Raw genomic sequence first — 24,574 nt, 5'->3', positions numbered from 1 at the left:
ATTCCACCCCCGGGCGGACTACACTAGGGCGCTTATGCGCGGCCTGATCCCCGACAGCTTCATCGACGAACTGCTCGCCCGCGTCGACATCGTCGACGTGATCGAGCGGCGCGTGCCGCTGAAGAAGGCCGGGCGCGAGTGGACCGCCTGCTGCCCGTTCCACGACGAGCGCACGCCCTCGTTCTACGTCAGCCCGGCCAAGCAGTTCTACCACTGCTTCGGCTGCGGCGCGCACGGCAGCGCGATCAAGTTCCTGATGGAGTACGAGCGGCTGGAATTCCCCGACGCGGTGGAGGAACTGGCGCAGTCGGTGGGCCTGACCGTGCCGCGCGAAGGCGGCCGCGACGACCGCCCGCGCGAGGACAAGACCGACCTCTACGCCCTGCTCGACGCCACCGCGCGCTGGTACCAGGAGCAGTTGCCGAAGAGCGCCGAGGCCAAGGCCTATTGCGCGAAGCGCGGGCTGGACGCCGACACCGTCGCGCGCTTCCGCCTCGGCTGGGCGCCGGCGGGCTACGACGGCGTGATCAAGGCGCTGGGCCAGGGCGAGCGGCGCATGCAGCTGCTCGCCGAGGCCGGCATGGTCTCCACCGGCGAGCGCGGCAGCCGGTACGACCGCTTCCGCGAGCGGCTGATGTTTCCCATCCTCGACCGCCGCGGCCGGGTGATCGCCTTCGGCGGGAGGATTATCCAGAAGTCCGGCGAGGGGTCGCCGGCTCTTGACCCCGGCGCGCAGGATGCGCGCAAAAGTGACGGCCCCAAGTACCTCAACTCGCCCGAGACCCCGCTGTTCCACAAGGGCCGCGAGCTGTTCGCGCTGTGGCAGGTGAAGCAGGCCAACGCGAACCTGCAGCGCATCGTGGTGGTGGAGGGCTACATGGACGTGATCGCGCTGCACCAGGCCGGCCTGCCGATCGCGGTGGCCACGCTGGGCACCGCCACCACGCCCGAGCATACCGAACTGCTGTTCCGCGCCGCGCCCGACGTGGTGTTCTGCTTCGACGGCGACCGCGCCGGCCGCGCCGCCGCGTGGAAGGCGCTGGACGCCGCCCTGCCGCGCCTGCGCGACGGCCGTCAGGCCTATTTCCTGTTCCTGCCCGAGGGCGAGGACCCGGACACGCTGGTGCGCAAGGAAGGCAAGGACGGCTTCGAGCAGCGGCTGAAGCACGCCACCCCGCTGTCCGAATACTTCTTCGCCGAACTGGCGCACGAGGTGGACACGAACAGCCTCGACGGCCGCGCGCGGCTGGCCGAGCGCGCCCGCCCGCTGATCGCGCGGCTGCCCGACGGCGCCTTCCGCGACCTGATGGCGGACGAACTGGAAAAGCGCACCGGCGCGCGCGCCGCGCTGCAGCCCGGGGCCGCCGCGCGGCGCCCCGCGCAGCGCCCGGTGGCGGTGCAGCGCTCCCTTGTACGCAGCGCCATTGCGTTGCTGCTGGCGCAGCCGGGCATGGCCGACGAGGTGGAAAAGCCTTACCCCTTCCTGCGCCTGGACAAGCCCGGCGTGGACCTGCTCGCCGAGCTGCTGGACACCGCCCGCGCCCGCCCCGGCATCAATCCGGCGATGCTGGTGGAGCACTTCGCCGAACGTGCGGAATACCCCGCCCTGCAGAAGCTGATGGCCGCCACCGTGGTGGGCGAGCCGGAGGCGCAGCGCACCGAATTCCACGAGGCGCTGCTGCGCATGGAGCAGCAGGCCGTGTCGCTGCGCCGTCATGCTTTGCAGGCGAAGATGCGCGAAGGCACCCTGAGCGGCCCCGAGAAGGACGAATTGCGCGGGCTGCTGGCCGCACGCGTGCCGCCGGCGGCGACGACATGAGGCGCCGCCCGATGCGCCGCGCCGCCCATCCGACAACCCGGAGCGTCGATGGACCTGCTTGAACGACTGATCACGATCTTCGCCCAGAACGGCTACGTCGCCGTGTTCATCGCACTGATGATCTGCGGCGCCGGCCTGCCGTTGCCGGAGGACGTGACCCTGGTGGCCGGCGGCGTGATCGCCGGGCTGGGCTACGCCAACGTGCACGCGATGTTCGCGCTGGCCATGTTCGGCGTGCTGCTGGGCGACACCGCGATCTTCCTGCTCGGCCACCACTACGGCGCGCGGATGATGCGCTGGCGGCTGGTGGCGCGCGTGCTGACCCCGGCGCGCTACGCGATGGTGCAGGAGAAGTTCGACCGCTACGGCAACCGCGTGCTGTTCTTCGCCCGCTTCCTGCCCGGCATGCGCACCACCATCTACGTCACCGCCGGCGCCACCCACCGCGTCTCCACGCTGCGCTTCATCCTGATCGACACCCTGGCCGCGCTGATCAGCGTGCCGTTCTGGGTCTACCTGGGCTATCTCGGCGCGAACAACCACACGTGGCTGATGACGTGGATGCAGCGCAGCCAGAACAGCCTGTGGCTGCTGGTGGGCCTCGTGCTGCTGGTGCTGCTGTTGCTGTGGTGGCGCCACCGGCGCCGACGCGCGGACGGCTGCTGAGGCGGCGACGCGCCCCGCTCAGCCGTCGTCGCCCGGCGACCAGTTGAAGCCCAGCGTCAGCCAGCGGCCGTCGCGGTCGCGGCCGGCCAGGACATCCACGCTGACGGCATCCGGCAGGTGCAGGCGCAGGCCGCCCTGCACGGCGCGGTAACCGCCGCCCTCGGCATAGGCCTCGGCCAGCCAGGACCACCGCGCATCGGGCCGGTACTCCATGCCTACCCCGCCGGTCGGGCGTCCGCGCGCAGCGTGCGGCGCGCGCCAGCCCAGGTTGGCCTGCAGCGTCAGCCGCGGCCCCAGCGGCAGGCTGGTGGACAGGTTCGCGGTGGCGGCGTCGAAGCCGCCGTCGCGGCGACGCCAGTCGCCACCCAGCGCCACGGCCAGGCCCGGCGCGCGCTCGCCCATCTCGACCAGGGTGTGCTTGACGCCGGCATACAGCGCCGGTCCGCCCGGCCCGGCGGGGTACGCGCTGGCGCCTGCGCTGTACTCCAGGCCGGCCCAGGCGCAGGCGGGCATCGCCGTGGCCTCCAGCGCGCCCGGCCGCGCGCGCAGCCAGGACTCGAGCTGGCAGTGGCCGTCGGCAGTGGTGCCGGCGTCATCCACCAGCAGGCTGGCGCCGGCGTGCGCGACGCACGTGACCAACCCCAGCGCCGCCAGCAGGGCGGCGGCCGGCAGCTTGCGCATGACACGCCCTCCATGGCTACAGCCAGCGCCCGTAGCGGCGCATGTAGAGCACCTTCACCGCCTGGGTCAGCGCGCAGTAGGCCAGCACGGTCAGCGCCAGCCAGCCGAAGAACGCGGCCGGCATCTCCACCATGCCGAGCTTGGTGCCGATCGCGGTGAACGGGATCAGCCCGCCGATCACGATGATCGCCGTGGTCAGCCCCAGCACCGGCGCGGCCGCCGCGCTCTGCAGGAACGGGATCTTGCGCGTGCGGATCATGTGCACCACCAGGGTCTGCGTGAGCAGGCTCTCGATGAACCAGCCCGACTGGAACAGCGCCTGGTGCTCCGGCGCGTTGGCGCCGAACACGAACCACAGCAGCGCGAAGGTGGTGATGTCGAACACCGAGCTGGACGGCCCGATCCACAGCATGAAGCGGCCGATGTCGCTGGCGTCCCACTTGCGCGGCTTGCGCAGGTAGTCCTCGTCCATGCGGTCGAACGGGATCGACAGCTGCGAGATGTCGTACAGCAGGTTCAGCACCAGGATCTGCAGCGGCAGCAGCGGCACGAACGGCAGGAACAGGCTGGCGATCAGCATGCTCAGCACGTTGCCGAAGTTGGAGCTGGCGGTCATCTTGATGTACTTCACGATGTTGCCGAAGGTGACGCGCCCCTCGAGCACGCCCTCCTCCAGCACCATCAGGTTCTTCTCCAGCAGGATGATGTCGGCCGACTCCTTGGCGATGTCGGTGGCGGTGTCCACCGAGATGCCGACGTCGGCCTCGCGCAGCGCCGGCGCGTCGTTGATGCCGTCGCCGAGGAAGCCCACGGTGTGCCCCTGGCGCTGCAGCGACTTCACCACGCGCGCCTTCTGCAGCGGCGACATCTTGGCGAACACGGTGGTGCGCGCCACCAGCGCGTCCAGCGCCGCATCGTCCAGCGGCTCGATGTCGCGGCCCTGCGCGGAGTGCTCCACGTCCAGGCCCACCTCGCGGCAGATCTTGCGCGTCACCGCCTCGTTGTCGCCGGTGACCACCTTCACCGCCACGCCGTGGTGGTGCAGCGCCGCGATGGCGACGCCGGCCGAGTCCTTCGGCGGATCGAGGAAGGCCAGGCAGCCCACCGCCACCAGGCCGGCCTCGTCGGCGATGCCGTAGGCATGGTCGACCGGCGGCTGGCGCTTGATCGCCACCACCAACACGCGCAGGCCGTCCTCGTTGAGCCGTCGCGTGATGGCGCGGATCGCGGCGCGGCGACCCTCGGTCATCGGCATCTCGACGCCGTCCTGGCGCGCGAAGGCGCAGATCGACAGCATCTCCTCCACCGCGCCCTTGCACACCAGCAGGTGCTCGCCCTCGCCGTCGCCCAGCACCACCGACATGCGGCGGCGCTGGAAGTCGAACGGAATCTCGTCCACCACGCGGTAGCGCGCGGCCAGCGGCTCCAGGTCGCGGTGCGCCAGCACGGCCTTGTCCATCAGGTTCTTCAGGCCGGTCTGGAAATGGCTGTTGAGGTAGCCGTACTCCAGCGCCTCGTCGGACTCCTCGCCGTCGAGGTCGAGGTGGCGCTCCAGCACGATCCTGTCCAGCGTCAGCGTGCCGGTCTTGTCGGTGCACAGCACGTCCATCGCGCCGAAGTTCTGGATCGCGTTGAGCCGCTTCACCACCACCTTGCGCCGGGACATGGCGATGGCGCCCTTGCCCAGATTGGCGGTGACGATCAGCGGCAGCATCTCCGGCGTGAGGCCCACCGCCACCGACAGCGCGAACAGCAGTGCCTCCCAGAAGCCCTGCTTGTACCACTGGATGCCCAGCACCACCGGCACCATCACCAGCATGAAGCGGATCAGCAGCCAGCTCACGCTCTTCACGCCGCGGTCGAAGCTGGTCTGCACGCGCTCGCCCGCCAGGCTGCGCGCCAGCGAGCCGAGGTAGGTGCGCGCGCCGGTCGCCACCACCACCGCGGTCGCGCTGCCGCTGACCACGTTGGTGCCCATGTAGCAGACGCTGGAGAGGTCCAGCGGGTTGGCCTGTGCGCCGGCCGCCGTGTCGCGCGCGCCGGGCGCCGCCTTCTCCACCGGCAGCGACTCGCCGGTGAGGATGGCCTGGCTGATGAACAGGTCCTTGGCGTGCAGCAGGCGCAAGTCGGCGGGCACCATGTCGCCCGCGCCCAGGTGCACGATGTCGCCGGCCACCAGCTCGGCCACCGGCACCTCGATGCGCTCGCTGTGGCCGTCCGAGGCGCGGCGCGTGGCAGTGGCGGTGTTGCGCACCATCGCCTTCAGCTTTTCCGCCGCGCGCGAGGAGCGGAACTCCTGGGTGAAGCTCAGCACCGCGCTGATGAAGACCATCACGGCGATGATCGTCGGCCCGGCGAGGTCGTCCGGGTCGGTGGCCAGCTGCACACCCGCCAGTACCAGCAGCACGATGATGAAGGGGTTCTTGAACGCGTGCAGCAGCTGCAGCGACCAGTGCGGCGGCTTCTCGTGCGAAACCTCGTTGACGCCGTCGCGGTCCAGCCGCCCGGCGATCCGCTCCTCGTCGAGGCCGCCCGGCGAGGTGTCCAGCGCCTCCAGCAGTTCCTCGTTGCGGCGCCAGGCCTCGCGGGCCGCGGCCACCTGCGGCGCGGCCTGCGCGCCCTTGCCGGCCGCCATGCCGGCGACGTTGTGGATGGTCTTGATCATGCCCGCTTCCGTCTTCGTTCGTGTACTCACCGGTGCGGGCGCGGCGCGTCAGCGCGCCGGCCACCCGTGCGGTGGCGAGGGGGTGCGCGGCCGCCCGGGCGGCCGGAGGTGCGGCGCGGATGGCGGAGGCCATCCCTTGCGCGGCGGGGTATGCGTCACTGGTTGGCCGCCAGCAGGTAGCGCGGCGGCTCGTCGGCGTTCGCCGGCAACGGACGTTCCGCTTCGCCGCGGCGAAGCTCGACCACGTTGCGGGAAGTCGCCAGCGGGGCGGGCACGGTCACCATGCGGCGCACGGGTTCGCGGCGGCCGGACAGGGGAAGCCGGCCCGCGGCAGGCAGACGGAAGATTTCGCGAAGGAGCTTCATGGCCCAATCTCCTCGTAACGGTGTCAGGGCACCGTCGGAGTCGGGCCGGACTTCCCTAGTCGAGGAAAGCGCCGGCCGACCGCTGGCGGTCGCCGCAGACGATCAGCTTGTTATGCGACGCCGGCACCCGATGCTCGCGGATGTCGACGTTGCGACTAGGGTAAACGTCCATATGCCTTGTTCAGTAAGGACTGGTGTGCCGGCCGCGCAGCGCGCCGGTCGGCGCGCGCATTCTCGTGCCGCAACGCGCAAGTGTCAAGCGCACTCATGCCACCGTTTGCGATTTGGCCCATGCCTTACTATCGGCCGGTCCCGCGCAGCTGACTGCGCCCGCTTCGAGCCGGAGCGGCATCAACCGCACCAACAGGATCACCCATGACGGCGCATGCCACTCCATCGGAAGGATTCCAGCAGCTGGCGACCAGCACCCGCCATGCGCTGGAGTGCGGCGACACGAGGTTGGCCGCCGAACTCGCCGCCCGCCTGCTCCAGTTGGCCCCGGGCCATCCCGAAGCGCACTACCTGTCCGGCATTTGCGCGCTGGAGCGACAACAGTTGCCGCATGCACTCGAACATCTGCACCGCGCAGCCAGCCAGGCGCCGCGAGAGCCGGCCTACGCGGTGCAATTCGCCCGTGCGCTTGCGCGCGCGCACCGACCCGGGGATGCACTGGAAGTGGCCAACGTGGCGTCGACGCTCGATCCGGATGATCCGGCGGTGCTCGGCATACTCGGCACGGTCTATATGCAATGCCATGCGCCCGAACGCGCGGCACCCGCCTTCCGCCGCGCCTGCGAGCTGGCGCCGGACAACGCGGCGCACCATTTCAACAAGGCGGTCTCACTGGTTTTCGCCGGCCATGCCGACGCCGCCGAGGATGCACTCGAAGCCTGTCTGCAACTGGATTCCGAACACTGGCAGGCGTACGGCATCCGCTCGCGGCTGCGCCGCCAGACCGCTGAACGCAACCACCTCGATGCCCTGCTTGCGCTGGCCGAACGCACCCAACCCGTGCCGCAGGCGCAACGGCAACTGCACATGGCGCTAGGCAAGGAATACGAGGATCTCGGCGATTATGCCGCAGCCTTCCGCAGTTACACCGCAGGCAATGCCGCCGCACGTGCCCTTGCGGGCTATGCCCTCCAGGCCGACGAGGCGATCTTCCAGGCGCTGTTCGACACCTTTCCGGAACCGCCTCCCGCAACGGGCAATGCCTGCCTGAGCCGCGAGCCGATCTTCGTATTCGGCATGCCCCGCACCGGCACCACGCTGGTGGAGCGCATCCTTTCCAGCCACCCCGAGGTTTCGTCGGCCGGCGAGCTGCAGCACTTCGGCGTCGCGCTCGAACGCCTGTCGGGCGCACGCTCGACCACGTTGCTCAGCCCGGAGGTCGTGCGGCGGGGATGCCAGGTGGACCCGGCCCAGTTGGGCGACCGCTATCTGGCCAGCACACGCCCCCTGACCCACCTGAAGCCGCGCTTCGTCGACAAGTTGCCGCATAACTTCCTGTACGCGGGATTCATCGCCCGGGCGCTGCCCCATGCCAGCATGATCTGCCTGCGCCGACATCCACTCGACACCTGCTTGGCGAATTTCCGCGAACCTTTCTCCGAAACCTCGCCGTTCCACGGCTACGCATTCGACCTGCTCGACACTGGCCGCTATTACCTGCAGTTCGACCGGTTGATGGCGCACTGGAGGCGACTGTTCCCGGGTCGCATCCTCGAACTCGATTACGAGGACCTGGTATACGATCCGGAAGGCGCTGCGCGTCGCCTGCTGGCGCATTGCGGGCTTCCCTGGGACGACGCCTGCCTGCACTTCGAGCGCAACCGCTCGGCCGCGACCACGGCCAGCGCCCTGCAGGTTCGCGCTCCCATCCACCGCGATTCGGTGATGCGTTGGAAACATTACGCGCAGCCGCTGCTGCCGTTGCAGGTCCTTCTGGAGCGGGCGGGTATCGATTGCGGCGATTGAACCGCCGGCGTCACGAAGCCAGCGGCTTCAACGTCAGTCCCTGCTGCGCCAGCGGCACCGCCAGCCAATGGTCCGCCAACAAGAAGGCGAACAGCGCCATCAGGTAGATCACCGAGTACTTGAACACGCGCATGGCGAAGTACTCGTCTGGCGGATCCAGCAGGCGGATGGCGTAGTAGAGGAAGCCCGCGCCCAGCACCAGCGCGCCGCCCAGGTAGACCAGGCCGCTGTTGCGGGTGATCGCCGGCAGCAGGGTCACCAGCACCAGCAGCACGGTGTAGAACAGCACCTGCCAGCGCGTGTAGGCCACGCCATGCGTCACCGGCAGCATCGGCACGCCGGCGCGCGCGTAGTCGTCGCGGCGGAAGATCGCCAGCGCCCAGAAGTGCGGCGGCGTCCACACGAAGATGATCAGGCACAGCTGCAGCGCGAACGGGTGCAGCCCGCCGGTGGCCGCGGTCCAGCCCAGCACCGGCGGGATCGCGCCGGCCAGGCCGCCGATCACGATGTTCTGCGGCGTGGCGCGCTTGAGGTAGGCGGTGTAGACCAGTGCGTAGCCGATCAGGCCGGCGAAGGTGAGGCATGCGGTCAGCACGTTCACCAGCAGCGCCAGCACCAGCATCGAGACGATGCCCAGCACGACCGCAAACACCAGCACCTGGCGCGGCTTCAGGTGCCCAGTGGCCAGCGGGCGCCGCGAGGTACGCACCATCAGCTTGTCGATGCGCTCGTCGATCAAGTGGTTGAACGCGGCGGCCGAGCCGGAGGCCATCCAGATGCCCAGCGTGCCGAACACCAGCGCACGCCACGGCGGGATGCCAGGCACGGCGAGGAACATGCCGATCACGGCGCAGAACACCAGCAGCGCCACCACGCGCGGCTTGGTCAGCTGGAGGTACTGATCAAGAGGCAGAGTCACGGGAAAACTTCGCTGTCATGGTGTGTGCTGCAGATCATCCTGGGCGGTATCGGCGTAATGACCGAACTCCGTGTAGTCCAGCCGGTGGTCGTGGTTCAGGTCATACTGGTCGAAACGAGCACGCAGCCCGGGCAGGCCCGCCACCTCGGAACGGCTGAGGCGCAGGTCGCCATCACGGTCCAGCCCCCTGAACAGCCTGGTCAATCGCTCCTCCGGCATCATCGGGCTGGTCTGATTGCGTTGCGCAAGCCGTTGCTGGATCGACACTACATCCTCGTTGCTGCTGCGCAGCTGGCTGTGCCGCTCGATCGCACCGACACTCACCCCTTTCTGGGGATGCTCCTGTGCCGCTGCGACGCTCGCCGCGACGCATGCGGCAAGGAGAACACCGCCGGACAACCGCTTCGCAAGCCTTGCCATAGACGCCCCTGCAATGTCAGGTTGATGGAACAACGACGAGCACGTGACCGGTCCAAGGAGACGGTTCATCGGCGCGCATCCAGGCCGCGGAACATCGCGCCGTCGCGTCGCGGCTGGGTGCGCGCCAGGTTCGCCAGCAGCACGAACAGCAGCAGCGCGGCGCCGCCGTTGTGCAGCGTCGCCACCGCCAGCGGCAGGCCGAGGTACACGTTGCTGACGCCCAGCGACACCTGCAACAGCAGCGCCAGCGCCAGCGCCGCGCCGCCCAGGCGCAGGCCGCGCCGCGCCAGCCGCCAGGCCAGCGCCAGCAGGTAGCAGAACACCACCAGGGCGCCGAGGCGGTGCACCAGCTGGATCGCGGTGCGCGCCGGCTGGTCGAGGATGCCGCCCTCGAAATTCACCCCGATGCCGCGCCACAGCACGAAGCCCTGGTGGTAGTCGGCAGGCGGCGCCCACTGGCCCAGGCATTCGGGGAACGAGCCCGGGCCGTAGCCGCAGGCCAGCGCCGCGTAGTTGGCCGAGGTCCAGCCGCCCAGCGCGATCTGGCCGGCCAGCAGCACCAGCCCGAGCACGACCGCCGCGCGCAGCCCGGCGAAGCGGTTGTCCTCCGCGCCCACGCCGGCGAAGCGCAGCGCCGCCCACGCCAGCAGGCCGAAGGTGGTCATGCCGCCCAGCAGGTGGCCCATCACCACGATGGGCTTGAGCAGCAGGGTCACCGTCCACATGCCGAGCATGGCCTGGAAGATGATCACGCCCAGCGCCAGCACGCTGATCCGCCACGCGCCCGGCCGGTCCAGCAGCGCCGCGGTGGCCAGCGGCAGCGCGATCGCCAGCGCCGCCAGCGCCGAGGAAAACACGTGCTCGCCGCGCATGTACATGCTCACGCCCGCCGCGGCGAACACCGCGGCGGCGACCAGCGCCAGCCGCGCCCAGCGCCGCCGCCACGCGGCAAGCAGCGCCAGCGCCAGCACCGCCACGCCCAGCGTGCCGGCCAGCATGCGATGCACCTGCTCGCGCCAGGCCTTGTGCGCCTCGTAGGGGCGGCCGGGGAAGGCCGCGTCGGCCTGCGCCACCGCCTGCGCGTGCTGCGGCCAGGTGGCCTGGCCGTAGCAGGTGGGCCAGTCGGGGCAGGACAGGCCGGCGTTGGACAGGCGCACGAAGGCGCCGAACATCACCAGCCCGAACGCGAACACCGCGGCGAACAGCGACAGGCCGCGCAGGATGCGGGTGGAACGGTCGGGCATCAGCGGATCACCTTGCGCATGTCCTGGAGCAGGCCGGAAACGTCGAAGCCGGCAGGATAGCGCGCCAGCACCGTGCCGTCCGATTCCACCAGCAGCGCGGCCATGCTGTCCGGCGCGGCCGGGCGCCAGGCGTCCAGCGCGTGTTGCGGGTCGCGGCCCAGCGTCCAGTAGTTGCGCATCGCGGCAAGCGCACCGGCGTCCGCCGGCGGTGCGCCCACGTAGAGCAGGCGCAGGCGGTCCTGGCGGTTGTTCAGCATTACCCGCGCCTTGGCCATGCCGGTGAGCGCGGCGAAGCAGCGGCGCGCGCAGTCCGGCCCGGGCAGCGCCAGCAGGGTGAGCCGCGGCGTGCGGTCGCGCCAGGCCCAGCGCGTGCCGTCGTCCAGCGTCACCGCGAGCTGCTCGTGCTGGAAGTTGCGCTGCGGCAGCACGGGCAGGCCGTGGCCCTTGGCGCCCGGGTGCCAGCCGGCCAGGCTCAGTGCCATGGCCAGCACGAAGGGGGCGGCGAAGATCGAGGCCACCAGCAGCAGCTTGCGGCGGCTGCGGCGCAGCGCGAGGGCGTCGTCGGGTCGGTTCATGGCGAAGGTCTCTTCGGACGTTTGCGGCGGTGCAGGACCAGGAACAGCACCACCGCGGCCAGCGCGAAGGTGAACCACTGGAAGGCGTAGGCCCGGTGCCGCGCCGGCGGCATCGAGCCGAAGTCGAGCGTGTGCTCGCGCACGTAGATCGAGGCCGGGTCGGGGCCGAGGGCGAGCACGCGCGGGTACAGCGGACGGCCCAGGTCGCGCGCCACCTGCCCCATGTCGAGGTAGATGGTGGTCTTGGGCCACCGCGCCTGCCGCGCCAGCGCGTCGCCGCCCATTTCGAAGCCATGCCCGGGCGGCGGCTGGTACAGGCCCTGCAGCGTCACCTCGCCGGCGGGCAGCGGCGGGCGCTGCGGGTGCCGGTCGTCGCCGTTGCCCGGCAGGAAGCCCAGGTCGACCAGCAGCAGGCGGTCGTGGCCGCGCGGCTGGAACGGCACGTAGACCTCCTCGCCGCCGCGGTCGTCGTGGCGCGGGTTGTCCAGCAGGTAGACGCGGTCGCCCAGGTAGCGGCCCGTCGCCCGCACCCGCGGGTAGGCGTCGACAGGCGGCGCGTCGGCGACCTGGTCGAAGCCCTGCACCGGCGCGCTGGCGGCCGCGGCATACCGTCGCAGCAGGTCGTCCTTGTACTGCGCCCGGTGCAGCTGCCACACGCCCAGGCGCACGAACAGCAAGGCCGCGGCCACGGTCAGCAGCACCGACCACCACGCCGGGCGCCGCAACCGGCTCACGCGGCCGCCCCGCCGGTGCGGGCTATACTGCGGCGGTCGAAGGCGTTCGGGCGATGCACGTGGAAACCATCTCAAAAATCGCGCTGGTGGTGATGTTCCTGGTGGTCGTGTTCAACCTCGGCCAGGCGCTCTACTTCATGATGACCGACAAGGACGACGACCGCCGCACGGTGTGGGCGCTGACCCGGCGCATCGGGCTGTCGCTGGTGCTGATCGCGATGGTGATCGTCGGCTACAAGCTCGGCTGGATCCATCCGCACGGCGTGGGCCAGTAGGCCATTCTAGCCAGGTCACCGGGCGCGCCGAAGCGCCTGCGTCACCGCGTCCGACGCCCTTCCCTTCCCTGAAAACGAATCGCCCGCCATGCGGCGGGCTTTTCGTTTTCGTTCGCGGAACCCCACGGATCCCAATTGCGATGGTTTTCGTGAAGCGTCCGGCCATGGATGGCCGGTTCTTGATCCGCTCTCCGCGACAGGACGTCGCGTGAAGTAAAACCGCGTCCAATTACAGCACGTAGACGAACATGAACAGGCCCAGCCACACCACGTCGACGAAGTGCCAGTACCACGCCACCGCCTCGAAGCCGAAGTGGTGTTCCTTGTTGAAGTGGCCCTTGAGGCAACGCAGCCAGATGACCGCCAGCATGATCGTGCCCAGCGTCACGTGCAGGCCGTGGAAGCCGGTGAGCATGAAGAAGGTGGCGCCGTACACGCCGGTGTGCAGCGTGAGGTTCAGCTCCTTGTAGGCCTCCATGTACTCGTTGGCCTGGCTGAACACGAACAGCGCGCCCAGCAGCACGGTGACGCCGAGGAAGGCCAGCAGCTTGCCGCGGTGGCCGGCGCGCAGCGCGTGGTGCGCGATGGTCACGGTGACGCTGGAGCTGAGCAGGATCAGCGTGTTCAGCAGCGGCAGGCCCCATGGCGCCACGGTGGAGAAGCTGCCGCCGACGTGTTCCGGTCCGTTGCCCCCGCCGGCGCCCCACGAGGCGGCGTAGTCGCTCCACAGGAACTGGTGGGTGAGCACGCCGTGGCCGTGCCCGCCGAGCCACGGCACCGAGTACATGCGCAGGTAGAACAGCGCACCGAAGAACGCGCCGAAGAACATCACCTCGGAGAAGATGAACCACATCATCCCCATGCGGAACGAAGTGTCCACCTGGTGGTTGTAGCGGCCGGCCAGCGATTCGCGGATCACCGAGCGGAACCAGCCGAAGAACATGCACAGCACGCCGATCGCGCCGATGGTGATCACCGTCTTGCCGAAGCCGGCCTCGCCCGGTTCGGCGTTGAGCCAGTGCGCGGCGCCGAACACGGTGAGGAACATCACCACCGCGGCCACGATCGGCCAGTGGCTCTTGCTCGGTACGTAGTAGATGTCTTGCTGCTGACCCATGGTGGTTTCCCGTGGATTTTCCTGATGTCCTGCGGCACGTCGCGGATGGGCCGCGGCGCTCCCCTGCAACGCCTAGTGCAGCCCGATGTGCTGGATCCACAGCAGCTGCGCGATCGACAGCACGAAGAACGACACCGCGACCACGCCGGCGATCAGCGCCGTGCGCCGCGCGCGGCGCAGGCGCTCGGCCTGCGCCGGGTCGAGCGGCTGCCGGTCCAGCGCCACGCCGCCGTGCGGATCAGTCCTCGACATGGCCGTGCGCCAGTTCTTCGTCGTGGATCACCGGGGCGATCGCGAAGGTATGGTGCGGCGCCGGCGAGGGCACCGTCCACTCCAGCCCGCGCGCGCCTTCCCACACGCGGTCGGTGGCCTTCTTCTTCGAGAAGAACACGCAATGGAGGATCACGCCGAGGAACAGCAGCTGCGAGGCGCCGAATAGGAAGCCGCCGATCGAGCTGATCATGTTGAAGTCGGCGAACGCCACGTTGTAGTCCGGGATGCGGCGCGGCATGCCGGCCAGGCCGAGGAAGTGCTGCGGGAAGAACAGCACGTTCACGAAGATCACGCTGCACCAGAAGTGCACCTTGCCCCAGAACTCGCTGTACATGCGGCCGCTCCACTTCGGCAGCCAGTAGTACGTGGCGGCCATGATCGCGAACGCCGCGCCGGTCACCAGCACGTAGTGGAAGTGCGCCACCACGAAGTAGGTGTCGTGGTACTGGAAGTCGGCCGGCACCAGCGCCAGCATCAGGCCGGAGAAGCCGCCGATGGAGAACAGGATGATGAACGCGATGGCGAACAGCATCGGCGTCTCGAACGTCATCGAGCCACCCCACATGGTGGCCACCCAGTTGAACACCTTGATGCCGGTGGGCACGGCGATCAGCATGGTGGCGTACATGAAGAAGATCTCGGCGCCCATCGGCATGCCCACCGCGAACATGTGGTGCGCCCACACGATGAACGACAGGAACGCGATCGCCGCGATGGCGAACACCATCGCCTTGTAGCCGAACAGCGGCTTGCGGGCGAAGGTCGGCACGATCTCCGAGATGATCCCGAACGCCGGCAGGATCATGATGTACACCTCGGGGTGGCCGAAGAACCAGAAGATGTGCTGGTACAGCACCGGATCGCCGCCGCCGGCGGCGTTGAAGAAGTTGGTGCCGAAGTACTTGTCGGTGAGCAGCATGGTCACCGCGCCCGCCAGCACCGGCATCACCGCGATCAGCAGGAACGCCGTGATCAGCCAGCTCCACACGAACACCGGCATCTTCAACAGGTCCATGCCCGGCGCGCGCATGTTGAGGATGGTGGCGATGATGTTGATCGCGCCCATGATCGAGCTGATGCCCATCAGGTGGATGGCGAACACCGTGTAGGCCAGCGAACCGCTCTGCAGCGACAGCGGCGGATACATCGTCCAGCCGCCGGCCTGGCTGCCACCCGGCAGGAACAGCGTGGACAGCAGCAGCGCGAAGGCGAACGGCAGGATCCAGAACGAGAGATTGTTCATGCGCGGCAGCGCCATGTCCGGCGCGCCGATCATCATCGGGATCATCCAGTTACCCAGGCCCACGAAGGCCGGCATGATCGCGCCGAAGATCATCACCAGCGCGTGCATGGTGGTCATCTCGTTGAAGAAGTAGGGCTGCACCAGCTGCAGGCCCGGCTTGAACAGCTCGGCGCGGATCACCATCGCGAAGCTGCCGCCGACGAAGAACGCCGTCAGCGCGAAGATCAGGTACAGCGTGCCGATGTCCTTGTGGTTGGTGGACATCACCCAGCGCTGGAAGAAGTTCGTCGGCGCGCCGTGATGCTCGTCGTGGTGGTCGTGGGTGGCTTCGTGGGCCATGGCCTTGCACCTCTGCCTGATCTAGATAATCCGATTGCGTGAGACTGCGCGGGCAGTCCTCCGATGGTCAACCCTGGCGGCCGCCCTGGGCGGGCGCGGCGGCCTGCGCGGTCTGCGGCGCGGGCGCGGCGGCGGGGGCCGGCGTGGCCGCCTGCTGCTGGGCCGCCAGCCACCTGGCGAAGTCCTCCTTGGAGAGCGCCTTCACCACGATCGGCATGAAGCCGTGGTCCTGGCCGCACAGCTCGGCGCACTGGCCGCGGTAGACGCCCGGCGTCTTGATGTCGGTCCAGGCGGCGTTGACCACGCCGGGGATCGCATCCATCTTCCAGCCGAAGGCCGGCACGAACCACGAGTGGATCACGTCGTCAGCGGTGATCACGAAGCGGATCTTGGTGTCCACCGGCACCACCAGCGGCTTGTCCACGTTCAGCAGGTAGGTGTTCTGGCCGTCGGTCTTCACCGCGTACGGGTCGAGGCCCGAATGCAGCTGGCGCGTCTCGTTGCTGAGGTCGTCCAGCTTGGACATGAAGCCGACCTTCTCGATCGGCTTGCCCAGGTAGTCCACGTAGTCGTAGCGCCATTTCCACTGGTAGCCGGTGACCTTGATGGTCATCTGCGAGCCGGTGGTGTCGTAGAACTTGCGCATGCCGTCGGTGGCCAGCCACGCCAGCGTCATCAGGATCAGCACCGGGATGGTGGTCCAGACCACCTCGACCACGGTGTTGTGCGACCACTTCTCGGCCACCGCGCCGCGCGACTTGCGGAAGCGGAACATGGCGATGAACATCGCGCCGAACACCAGGATGCCGATGACCGTGCAGACCAGCAACGAGATCATGTTGAGGTCGTAAGGCACGCGCGAATAGGTGGTGACACCCTTCGTCATGTCCATCTGCCAGGGAACCGGGTTGGCGCGGACCGCACCGCCGAACAGCGCAAGCCCCCCCGTCGCCAGTGCCATCGCCGCGAGCCGGATGCCGTGATGCCTGATGCCGCCAGATGTCATGTGTCGCACCTTTGTTGTTCCTGCCCCTGCCTACGCGGCTGCGCCCGGAATTCGGCCAGCAACGCGATGAGTTTCCGAGCCAGTTCGGCGCGCTCCTCGTCGGCGAGAAAAGCCCCGATTTCCAGCCTGCGCCCGTGCGACGACAACAGCAGGCGACGGTGCCCGTCTCCCGGCTCCAGCAGCACCCGCACCCAGTAGGTCTGGAAGCGCGCGCAACGCTTTGCCGGAAGCGCCTGCACCTCGAGGGATGCAGGATCGAGGGTGAGCCGCTCGCTGCGGTCACCGGCCCGCCAGGCCACGCTAAGCGCGACGGCCACTGCGGAGGCCTCGATCAGGGCAAACAGCGGGGCAAACACGTTCCCCTGCCATGCCCCCAAACCCGCCGTTGTCAGCACCAGCGCCGCCAGCACCCCGATCAGGCATCGCAGCCCGCGTCGGCTGAGTGCGCGGTTGGGCCGTAGCCACAACGTCGCGCCCGGCAGGCCGGTGGCGGCTGGTCGAAGCACGATCATGGGAGTCCGGCGTGCCTGGAACGGGTCGATAATAGGTCGCGGCGTCGCCACGGGCAAGAATGTCGCAGGCCCTTGACCCGGATCAGCCGCGCCGCCAACGCGCGGGAGCGGGCGCGATCTTCTTTTTCCATGCGGGTGCGTGCGGCCTCGCCCGCGGCGTACAATCGCGCGCTTCGCCGTCCCCGCCCGACATTGGCCTTTCCGTGATCCAGCCCATCCTCAGCCCCGAACTTCCCGCCGGCGCCGAGCCGGCCCGCGCGCGTATCACCGCCGCGTGGCTGCGCGACGAGACCGAAGCGGTCAACGACCTGCTCGCCCAGGCCACCCTGCCGCCAGCCGAGCGCGAGCAGGTGATCGACGTCGCCGCCGGCCTGGTGACCCGCGTGCGCGCCCGCGCCAAGGACCAGAGCGCGGTGGAATCCTTCATGCGCCAGTACGACCTGTCCTCCGAGGAAGGCGTGCTGCTGATGTGCGTGGCCGAGGCGCTGCTGCGCATCCCCGACAAGGCCACCGCCGACAAGCTGATCCGCGACAAGCTGGGCGACGCCGACTGGAAGAAGCACCTGGGCCAGAGCGAATCGCTGTTCGTCAACGCCAGCACCTGGGGCCTGATGCTCACCGGCCGGCTGGTCAACCTGGCCGAGGAGACCCGCCACGACTTCACCGGCGCGCTGAAACGCCTGGTGGCACGCGCCGGCGAGCCGGCGATCCGTCTGGCGGTGCGCCAGGCCATGCGCATCATGGGCCACCAGTTCGTGATGGGGCAGACCATCGACGAGGCGCTGGACCGCTGCGCCAAGAAGGAATACGCGGTGTACCGCTATTCCTACGACATGCTGGGCGAGTCCGCGCTCACCAGCGAAACCGCCGAGCGCTACCAGGAGGACTACCGCCGCGCCATCGCCCGCATCGGCGCGCGCGGCCCGTTCGCCAACCACACCGACGCGCCGTCGATCTCGGTGAAGCTGTCCGCGCTGCATCCGCGCTACGAAGTGGCCAAGCGCGAGATCGCCCGCCGCGACCTCACCGCCAAGCTGCTGGAGCTGTCGCAGCTGGCGAGAAGCCAAGGCATCGCGCTGTCGGTGGACGCCGAGGAAGCCGACCGCCTCGAACTCTCGCTGGACATCATCGGCGACGTGTTCGCGCACCCCTCGCTGCAGGGCTGGAACGGCCTCGGCATCGTGGTGCAGGCCTACTCCAAGCGCACCCCGTTCGTGATCGACTGGCTGATCGAGACCGCACGTGCGGCAAATCGTCGCTGGTACGTGCGCCTGGTGAAGGGCGCGTACTGGGACGCCGAGATCAAGCGCGCCCAGGAACAGGGCCTGACGGGCTACCCGCTGTACACACGCAAGCCGAACACCGACGTCTCCTACCTCGCCTGTGCGCGCAAGCTGTTCGACGCCGGCGTGGAACTGATCTACCCGCAGTTCGCCACCCACAACGCGCACAGCATCGCCGCCGTGCACCATATCGCGCGCGGCCGCCCGTTCGAGTTCCAGCGCCTGCACGGCATGGGCACCGACCTCTACGCGGAAGTGATCGGCAAGGACAAGCTCGACGTGCCCTGCCGCGTGTACGCGCCGGTGGGCACGCACGAGGACCTGCTGCCCTACCTGGTGCGCCGCCTGCTCGAGAACGGCGCCAACACCAGCTTCGTCAACCGGGTGGTGGACGAGACGCTGCCGGTGCGCGAGCTGGTGGCCGACCCGTGCGAAACCGTGCGTGGCTTCGCCTCCATCCCCCACCCGCGCATTCCCTTGCCGGTCAATCTCTTTGGCGAACTGCGGAAGAACTCCATGGGCATCAACTTCTCCAACGACAACGAACTGAAGGCGCTGGCCGAGGCCGTCAACGCCAAGGCCGGCCCGTGGAACGCCACGCCGCTGGTGCCCGGCGGCACGGGCCACGGTCCGACCGTGCAGGTGACCAACCCGGCCGACCGCCGCCAGGTGGTGGGCAGCTACGTCAGCGCCGATGCCGCGCTGGTCGACCAGGCGCTGGCCAACGCCGTCGCCGCCCAGCCCGACTGGGATCGCCTGCCCGCCGCCAGCCGCGCCGCCATCCTCGAGCACGCCGCCGACCAGCTCGAGGCGCGCCGCGCCGAGTTCATCGCGCTGTGCGTGCGCGAGGCCGGCAAGAGCCTGCCCGACGCCATCGCCGAGATCCGCGAGGCCGCCGACTTCCTGCGCTACTACGCCACCATGGCGCGCCGCCTGTTCGGTCAGCCCGAGCAGCTGCCCGGCCCCACCGGCGAGAGCAACCAGCTGTTCCTCAACGGCCGCGGCGTGTTCGTCTGCATCAGCCCGTGGAACTTCCCGCTGGCGATCTTCCTCGGCCAGGTCAGCGCCGCGCTCGCCGCCGGCAACAGCGTGATCGCCAAGCCCGCCGAGCAGACCAGCCTGATCGGCTACGCCGCGGTGAAGCTGCTGCACGAGGCCGGCGTACCCGAGGCCGTGCTGCAGTACCTGCCCGGCGACGGCGCCGTGGTCGGCGCCGCGCTGACGAAGGACCCGCGCGTGGCCGGCGTGGCCTTCACCGGCTCCACCGAGACCGCCTGGGCGATCAACCGCGCGCTGGCCGCGCGCAACGCGCCGATCGCCGCGCTGGTGGCCGAGACCGGCGGCCAGAACGCGATGATCGCCGACTCCTCCGCCCTGCCCGAACAGATCGTCAAGGACGTGGTCGCCTCCGCCTTCCAGTCCGCCGGCCAGCGCTGCTCGGCCGCGCGCGTGCTGTTCGTGCAGGAGGACATCGCCGACAAGGTGGTCGCCATGCTCGCCGGCGCGATGGCTGAGCTGAAGGTGGGCGACCCCGGCCAGCTCTCGACCGACGTCGGCCCGGTGATCGACGAGGACGCGAAGCAGATCCTGGTCGAGCACGCCGCGCGCATGGACAAGGAGGCGAAGCTGATCGCCGAGGTGAAGCTCGACGCCGACGTCGCCGCCCACGGCACCTTCTTCGCCCCGCGCGCCTACGAGATCCCCGCGCTGTCCACGCTGAAGCGCGAGGTGTTCGGCCCGGTGCTGCACGTGATCCGCTGGAAGGCCAGCGAGCTGTCGCAGGTGGTCGAGCAGATCAACGCCACCGGCTACGGGCTCACCCTCGGCGTGCACAGCCGCATCGACGACACCGTCGAGTACATCCGCAGCCACGCCCGCGTCGGCAACTGCTACGTCAACCGCAACCAGATCGGCGCGGTGGTCGGCGTGCAACCCTTCGGTGGCGAGTCGCTGTCCGGCACCGGCCCCAAGGCCGGCGGCCCGCACTACCTGCTGCGCTTCGCCGGCGAGCGCACGCTCACCATCAACACCACCGCCGCCGGCGGCAACGCGTCACTGCTGACGATCGGGGAGTAGGCGGCAGGGTCGGGAGCGTGCTCGGCCATGGACACTCGTTTCCGGCGAACAACGGCCTATCATGGAGGTTGCGGGCGAACGGACCTGTGTTTCAGGAGGGCGTCGATGAAGACCAGCGATACCGATGCGAATACGGCACAACGTCAACCTGCTGCGGCATCAGGCGAACATGAAGCCATAGGTGCCGGCCACGGCCGTGCCGTACTCCGGCGCGGCGCTTTCCAGGAGGGTATCGACCAATCTCCGCGCATGCTGGCGCAGCGACACGCACTGCAGGCCATGCTCGGACCAGCCTCGCTCGGACAAACGATGTCCAGACCAGCGATGTCCGGAAGCGCGTTCCAGCGCCAAGCCAATGAACCACCGGTGCAGGTGCGTGCCGCAGACAAGGTCGAGTCCGCCGGATCGAGCACCCCGACGATAGCCTCCGCGGAGGCCCTCCCCGCGACGATCAATGCGACCGGCATGCCGCACCAGCTCAAGGCCGGCATCGAGGCCCTGTCCGGAATGGACCTGTCCGATGTCCGCGTGCACCGCAATTCCGGCAAGCCGGCGCAGTTGAGCGCCCTGGCATACGCGCAAGGCAACGAGATTCATCTGGGTCCGGGACAGGAACGGCACCTGCCGCACGAAGCCTGGCACGTGGTGCAACAACGGCAAGGACGCGTGCGGCCGACCATGCAGATGGCAGGCGTCGGCGTAAACGACGACGCGAGGCTCGAGCGGGAGGCCGACACCATGGGAGCGAAAGCGCTCCAGCGCGTAGCGACATCACAACCAGCGACATCGGGACCCGGTCCTTCGTGGGCCTCGCAAACCACCATCCAGAAAGTCGACGTCGGCTACGTGCCGGCAGTCCCTGGCGCGTTTCGGACGACGACGACGATTGCCTTGCTGACCGGCACACCCGCATCCGACAAACCCTTCAGCAATACCCAAAGGCCGCTCATCTACGCCAACAATATCGCCAATGGTGGAGGTGCCCCCCCGGTCATACCCGCCGGGAACAACCCCAGGGACGACGTTACCAACGGTGGGCTGCTCGATCGCCAAATCGTCACCCAGGTCGAACCCGAGATCGACCATATCGTTCCCAGGGCCGAGGGTGGCGCCAACGACTACAGCAACGCCCGGGTCCTGAGCAAGCAAAACAACGTGAATGCCATGCCGCGACCCAACAATGCGCAAAAGGCATTCCGCCTGTACGAGGCCATCAACCTGTCGGCCAACATCCCGCAAAACGGCCAACCCAACTTCGTATACCCCCAGACCCAGATTCCGGCAGGGGCTGCCCTGGGGCTCGTGGAGACGCAATTGCTGGCCATCCATGCCGGTCTTGCGCAACCGCCTCAAATCACGAGCCTGGGCCAGGCGGGCGCCAATGCCATCAAGAACGACGGCCGTGGAACCGCGAATTTCGTGACCATCGCCTGAGAGCCTGTTCAAGATATCCCGTCGCTCGCGTTGCCTTGCCCTGGCCGCCCGGTGGGAATGCGTGGCGCAGCGCCTGCCTGGCTGGCAGGCAAGCCGCGCGCTGCCGCATGGCGGCCAGGGCAAGGCAACCCGAAGGACCGGGTCTGTTGGCCCGCATCCCTGCGTCATCGCTCCGTCGTGGACGGACGCCCACGCCTTCGCTCTTCCTTGGTCTGCGCGCAAACAGCTCCCGGCGCGGGCCACGGGGAGATTTTGAACAGGCTCTGACTCGGGCGATGGACCACCCGGGCGATGGCACCCGGCTAGCTCCCCCTGCGCGCCGGCAAGGGAGACTTCGCCCCTCCTCCAAGGCATGTGGATAGCCTTCGACTGAACCCGGCAGGGTGGAAACCGGAGCCACCGCGATGCCGGCCACTTGCGCGGCGCACAAGAAGCCGGCGCCGCATGCGTGATAGAAAAGCCATGACGCCGGCATAGCCGGCCCGTTCGCGTCGGAGCATTCCGCTGATGGCCCGTCCCGCCGCCCTGCTCGATCCGGTCCACGGCCACGTCGCCGCGCTGGCGACGGACGACCCGCGCTATACCGCCGCCGAGTTCCCGCCGAACAAGCTGCTCTACCTGGCGCAGATGGCGGAGGCGCGCGGCATCGACTGCCGGCCGTGGTTCGCCGGGCTGGCGCTGGAGCGCGCGCAGCTGGCCGACCCCGCGCTGCGCGTGTCCTACCGCCAGGCCAGCGGCTTCGTGCGGCGCGCGCTGGCGGGGCTGGGCGTGCCCGACGCCGGCCTGCGCATCGGCCGCGAGGGCACCATCGGCGGCTTCGGCCTGCTCGGGCTGGCGATGATGACCTCGCGCACGCTGGGCGATGCGATGGTGGCCGGCATCGCCCACCACAAGATCTGCGGCTGCCTGCTCGACCTCGGCTTCGAGACGGTGGACGCGCAGGCGGTGGCGCTGGTGGCGCGGCCGCTGTTCGGCGACGTGGAACTGCAGCCGTTCTTCTGCGAGGAACTGTTCGCCAGCTGCCTGATGATCGCGCGCGAGCTGGTGGGACCGGCGCTGGATCCGCTGCGCGTGGAGCTGGCCTACCCGCGCCCGGCCTATGCGGCCGGATACGCCGCGACGTTCGGCTGCGAGGTGCGCTTCGGCACCGCGCAGAACCGGCTGCTGATCGAGACGCGCTGGCTGGCCCATCCGCTGCCCGGCTACAACCCGCTCACCGCGAAGCAGGCGCTGGCGCTGTGCGCGCAGCAGCTCACCCCGGACGGCGGCGAGCCGCACCAGGAGATCGTGGCGGCGGTGGAGCGCCTGCTGCGCAGCCGCCTGCGCCAGCCGCCGAAGCTCAACGACGTGGCGCGCACGCTCAACCTCAGCGAGCGCTCGCTGCGCCGGCGGCTGGCCGAGAGCGGGCGCATCTTCCGCGAGATCCACGACCGCGTGCGCGCCGAACGCGCGCTGCAGCTGCTGCAGGCCGGCGCGCTGAGCGTGGCCGAGGTGGGCAGCGAGGTCGGCTTCAGCGACCCGCGCGAGTTCCGCCGCGCGTTCAAGCGCTGGACCGGGATGGCGCCACAGGACGCACGGCACGCCGCCGATTAGGCCGCCTGCGGCCGGTTGGCCGCTTTGCCCCCCGTCTCACGACCGTTTCGCCCTCCCCCGCCGCGGTCGCTTGCGGGACAGTGGCGCCATCCGCAGACGCCGTTCGAATGGGGGTTCAACGATCATGCGCAAGACGCTCGTCACCATCGCGCTCGCCGCCGCGCTCGCCGGCTGCGGCCAGCAGGCCCCGGCGCCGCAGAGCCAGACCGACGCCAGCTTCGAGTCGAAGCTGCAGGAACAGCTGCTGGACGCCAGGCCCGGCAGCGTGATCGAGATCCCCGCCGGCACCTACCACCTGAAACGCGGCCTCAGCCTGCGCACCGACGGCGTCACCATCAGGGGCGCCGGCATGGACAAGACCGTGCTGTCGTTCAAGGGCCAAGTGGTCGGCCCCGAGGGCCTGCTGGTGAACGCCAACGACTTCACCGTCAGGGACCTCACCATCGAGGACACCAAGGGCGACGCGCTGAAGATCAACCACGGCAGGAACATCACCATCCACGGCGTGCGCACGCAGTGGACCGACGGCTCGAAGACCAGCAACGGGCCCTACGGCATCTACCCGGTGAAGACGCAGAACACGCTGATCGAGGATTCCGAGGCGATCGGCGCCTCCGACTCCGGCATCTACGTAGGCCAGTCCACCAACGTCATCGTGCGCAACAACAAGGTGCACGGCAACGTGGCCGGCATCGAGATCGAGAACACCGTAAACGCCGACGTCTACGGCAACACCGCCACCGACAACTCCGGCGGCATCCTGGTGTTCAACATGCCCGATCTGCTGATGGGCGGCCATGGCACGCGCGTCTTCAAGAACAAGGTGGTGGCCAACAACCACGACAACTTTGCCGCCAACGGCTCGGCGGTGGCCAGCGTGCCGGCCGGCTCGGGCGTGGTGGTGAACTCCAACCCGAAGGTGGAGATCTTCGACAACGACATCGCGGACAACAAGACGGCGAACATCATCATCTCCAGCTTCTACTCCACCAACTACGCCAGCCGCCTCGGCGTGGAACCCAACTACGACCCGTACCCGAAGGGCATCTACGTCTACGGCAACCGCCTCAAGGGCGGCGGCGACTCGCCCAGCGGGCTGGAGTTCAAGGCGCTGAAGACGGCGCTGTTCGGCCTCAACGGCCACTTCCCCGACGTACTGTGGGACGGCTACAGCGATCCCAGGTTCAAGGGCAAGGACATGCCGCCGGAAGACCGCATCTGCATCCAGGACGTCAGCGGCGTGGTCGATGCCGACGGCCCGGACGGCTACAAGCACCCCAGCACCGACACGAAGCCGTACCAGTGCACGCTGGCCAAGCTGCCCGCGGTGGTACTGAACCCCGAGCCGAAGCTCTGAG

General features: G+C 69.1%; 21 protein-coding genes. 8 read left to right on the top strand and 13 right to left on the bottom strand.

Annotation, left to right across the window (positions count from 1 at the left end):
- Positions 1-34 precede the first annotated feature (34 nt).
- Together dnaG and QMK61_RS14325 are read left to right on the top strand one after the other, a co-directional pair.
- Positions 35-1,819, top strand: a complete 1,785-nt coding sequence (gene dnaG / locus QMK61_RS14330) for a DNA primase (RefSeq protein WP_302072908.1) — start codon at positions 35-37, stop codon at positions 1,817-1,819.
- 48 nt (positions 1,820-1,867) lie between these two features.
- Positions 1,868-2,485, top strand: a complete 618-nt coding sequence (locus QMK61_RS14325; RefSeq protein WP_302072907.1) for a DedA family protein — start codon at positions 1,868-1,870, stop codon at positions 2,483-2,485.
- Between the two features lie 18 nt (positions 2,486-2,503).
- Here QMK61_RS14325 and QMK61_RS14320 read toward each other — a convergent pair whose 3' ends face one another.
- The 3 genes from QMK61_RS14320 to QMK61_RS14310 all read right to left on the bottom strand — a co-directional run bounded on the left by QMK61_RS14320 (position 2,504) and on the right by QMK61_RS14310 (position 6,196).
- Positions 2,504-3,166, bottom strand: a complete 663-nt coding sequence (locus QMK61_RS14320) for a hypothetical protein (protein ID WP_302072906.1) — start codon at positions 3,164-3,166, stop codon at positions 2,504-2,506.
- Between the two features lie 16 nt (positions 3,167-3,182).
- Complete coding sequence (gene mgtA, locus QMK61_RS14315) at positions 3,183-5,831, bottom strand: magnesium-translocating P-type ATPase (RefSeq protein ID WP_302072905.1); 2,649 nt, start codon at positions 5,829-5,831, stop codon at positions 3,183-3,185.
- A 155-nt stretch (positions 5,832-5,986) separates the two neighbouring features.
- The gene (locus tag QMK61_RS14310) at positions 5,987-6,196 is read right to left on the bottom strand and encodes a hypothetical protein (RefSeq protein ID WP_302072904.1); all 210 of its coding nucleotides are present in this window, start codon (positions 6,194-6,196) and stop codon (positions 5,987-5,989) included.
- A 375-nt stretch (positions 6,197-6,571) separates the two neighbouring features.
- Between QMK61_RS14310 and QMK61_RS14305 the strand changes: the two genes are divergently transcribed.
- Positions 6,572-8,173: a tetratricopeptide repeat-containing sulfotransferase family protein gene (locus QMK61_RS14305; protein WP_302072903.1), complete on the top strand. Its 1,602-nt coding sequence runs from the start codon at positions 6,572-6,574 to the stop codon at positions 8,171-8,173.
- A gap of 10 nt (positions 8,174-8,183) precedes the next feature.
- Here the strand turns inward: QMK61_RS14305 and cyoE are convergent, their stop codons facing one another.
- From cyoE to QMK61_RS14280, 5 genes are read right to left on the bottom strand one after another with little or no spacing between them, the layout of a single operon-like run.
- Positions 8,184-9,092 (bottom strand): heme o synthase, encoded by a 909-nt coding sequence (gene cyoE, locus QMK61_RS14300; RefSeq protein ID WP_302072902.1) that lies wholly within the window; start codon positions 9,090-9,092, stop codon positions 8,184-8,186.
- A gap of 15 nt (positions 9,093-9,107) precedes the next feature.
- Positions 9,108-9,581 carry a hypothetical protein gene (locus QMK61_RS14295; RefSeq protein WP_302072901.1) on the bottom strand — a complete coding sequence of 158 codons (474 nt, stop codon included), beginning with the start codon at positions 9,579-9,581 and terminating at the stop codon, positions 9,108-9,110.
- Entirely contained in the window at positions 9,578-10,756 is a 1,179-nt protein-coding gene (locus QMK61_RS14290; protein ID WP_302072900.1) for a COX15/CtaA family protein, read from the bottom strand. The genes QMK61_RS14295 and QMK61_RS14290 overlap by 4 nt, the downstream gene beginning before the upstream one ends.
- A complete protein-coding gene (locus QMK61_RS14285; protein WP_302072899.1) occupies positions 10,756-11,331 on the bottom strand; it encodes a hypothetical protein in 576 nt (191 codons plus the stop codon). Before QMK61_RS14285 ends, QMK61_RS14290 begins: the two co-directional genes overlap by 1 nt.
- A complete protein-coding gene (locus tag QMK61_RS14280; RefSeq protein ID WP_302072898.1) occupies positions 11,328-12,065 on the bottom strand; it encodes an SURF1 family protein in 738 nt (245 codons plus the stop codon). The genes QMK61_RS14285 and QMK61_RS14280 overlap by 4 nt, the downstream gene beginning before the upstream one ends.
- Positions 12,066-12,124: 59 nt before the next feature.
- Between QMK61_RS14280 and QMK61_RS14275 the strand changes: the two genes are divergently transcribed.
- On the top strand, positions 12,125-12,340 hold the full coding sequence (locus QMK61_RS14275; protein ID WP_302072923.1) for a twin transmembrane helix small protein: 216 nt from the start codon (positions 12,125-12,127) through the stop codon (positions 12,338-12,340).
- Between the two features lie 229 nt (positions 12,341-12,569).
- On the opposite strand, the gene QMK61_RS14270 is transcribed toward QMK61_RS14275, so the two are convergent.
- The 5 genes from QMK61_RS14270 to QMK61_RS14250 form a co-directional block, all read right to left on the bottom strand.
- Complete coding sequence (locus QMK61_RS14270) at positions 12,570-13,457, bottom strand: cytochrome c oxidase subunit 3 (RefSeq protein WP_302072897.1); 888 nt, start codon at positions 13,455-13,457, stop codon at positions 12,570-12,572.
- A gap of 72 nt (positions 13,458-13,529) precedes the next feature.
- The gene (locus tag QMK61_RS14265; RefSeq protein WP_302072896.1) at positions 13,530-13,709 is read right to left on the bottom strand and encodes a hypothetical protein; all 180 of its coding nucleotides are present in this window, start codon (positions 13,707-13,709) and stop codon (positions 13,530-13,532) included.
- Entirely contained in the window at positions 13,696-15,312 is a 1,617-nt protein-coding gene (ctaD, locus tag QMK61_RS14260) for a cytochrome c oxidase subunit I (RefSeq protein ID WP_302072895.1), read from the bottom strand. The genes QMK61_RS14265 and ctaD overlap by 14 nt, the downstream gene beginning before the upstream one ends.
- A 67-nt stretch (positions 15,313-15,379) precedes the next feature.
- A complete protein-coding gene (coxB, locus tag QMK61_RS14255; RefSeq protein ID WP_302072894.1) occupies positions 15,380-16,318 on the bottom strand; it encodes a cytochrome c oxidase subunit II in 939 nt (312 codons plus the stop codon).
- Positions 16,315-16,830, bottom strand: a complete 516-nt coding sequence (locus QMK61_RS14250; RefSeq protein ID WP_302072893.1) for a DUF2244 domain-containing protein — start codon at positions 16,828-16,830, stop codon at positions 16,315-16,317. The genes coxB and QMK61_RS14250 overlap by 4 nt, the downstream gene beginning before the upstream one ends.
- A 203-nt stretch (positions 16,831-17,033) precedes the next feature.
- Between QMK61_RS14250 and putA the strand changes: the two genes are divergently transcribed.
- The 4 genes from putA (at position 17,034) to QMK61_RS14230 (ending at position 24,573) form a co-directional block, all read left to right on the top strand.
- Entirely contained in the window at positions 17,034-20,189 is a 3,156-nt protein-coding gene (putA, locus tag QMK61_RS14245) for a bifunctional proline dehydrogenase/L-glutamate gamma-semialdehyde dehydrogenase PutA (RefSeq protein ID WP_302072892.1), read from the top strand.
- 105 nt (positions 20,190-20,294) lie between these two features.
- Complete coding sequence (locus tag QMK61_RS14240) at positions 20,295-21,623, top strand: DUF4157 domain-containing protein (protein WP_302072891.1); 1,329 nt, start codon at positions 20,295-20,297, stop codon at positions 21,621-21,623.
- Between the two features lie 507 nt (positions 21,624-22,130).
- A complete protein-coding gene (locus QMK61_RS14235) occupies positions 22,131-23,216 on the top strand; it encodes an AraC family transcriptional regulator (RefSeq protein WP_302072890.1) in 1,086 nt (361 codons plus the stop codon).
- 124 nt (positions 23,217-23,340) lie between these two features.
- Positions 23,341-24,573 carry a parallel beta-helix domain-containing protein gene (locus QMK61_RS14230; RefSeq protein ID WP_302072889.1) on the top strand — a complete coding sequence of 411 codons (1,233 nt, stop codon included), beginning with the start codon at positions 23,341-23,343 and terminating at the stop codon, positions 24,571-24,573.
- Position 24,574 lies beyond the last annotated feature (1 nt).

The organism is Fulvimonas sp. R45 (assembly GCF_030504985.1).
Lineage (GTDB): Bacteria > Pseudomonadota > Gammaproteobacteria > Xanthomonadales > Rhodanobacteraceae > Rhodanobacter_A.
This window is presented reverse-complemented; position numbering and strand designations above follow the sequence as displayed.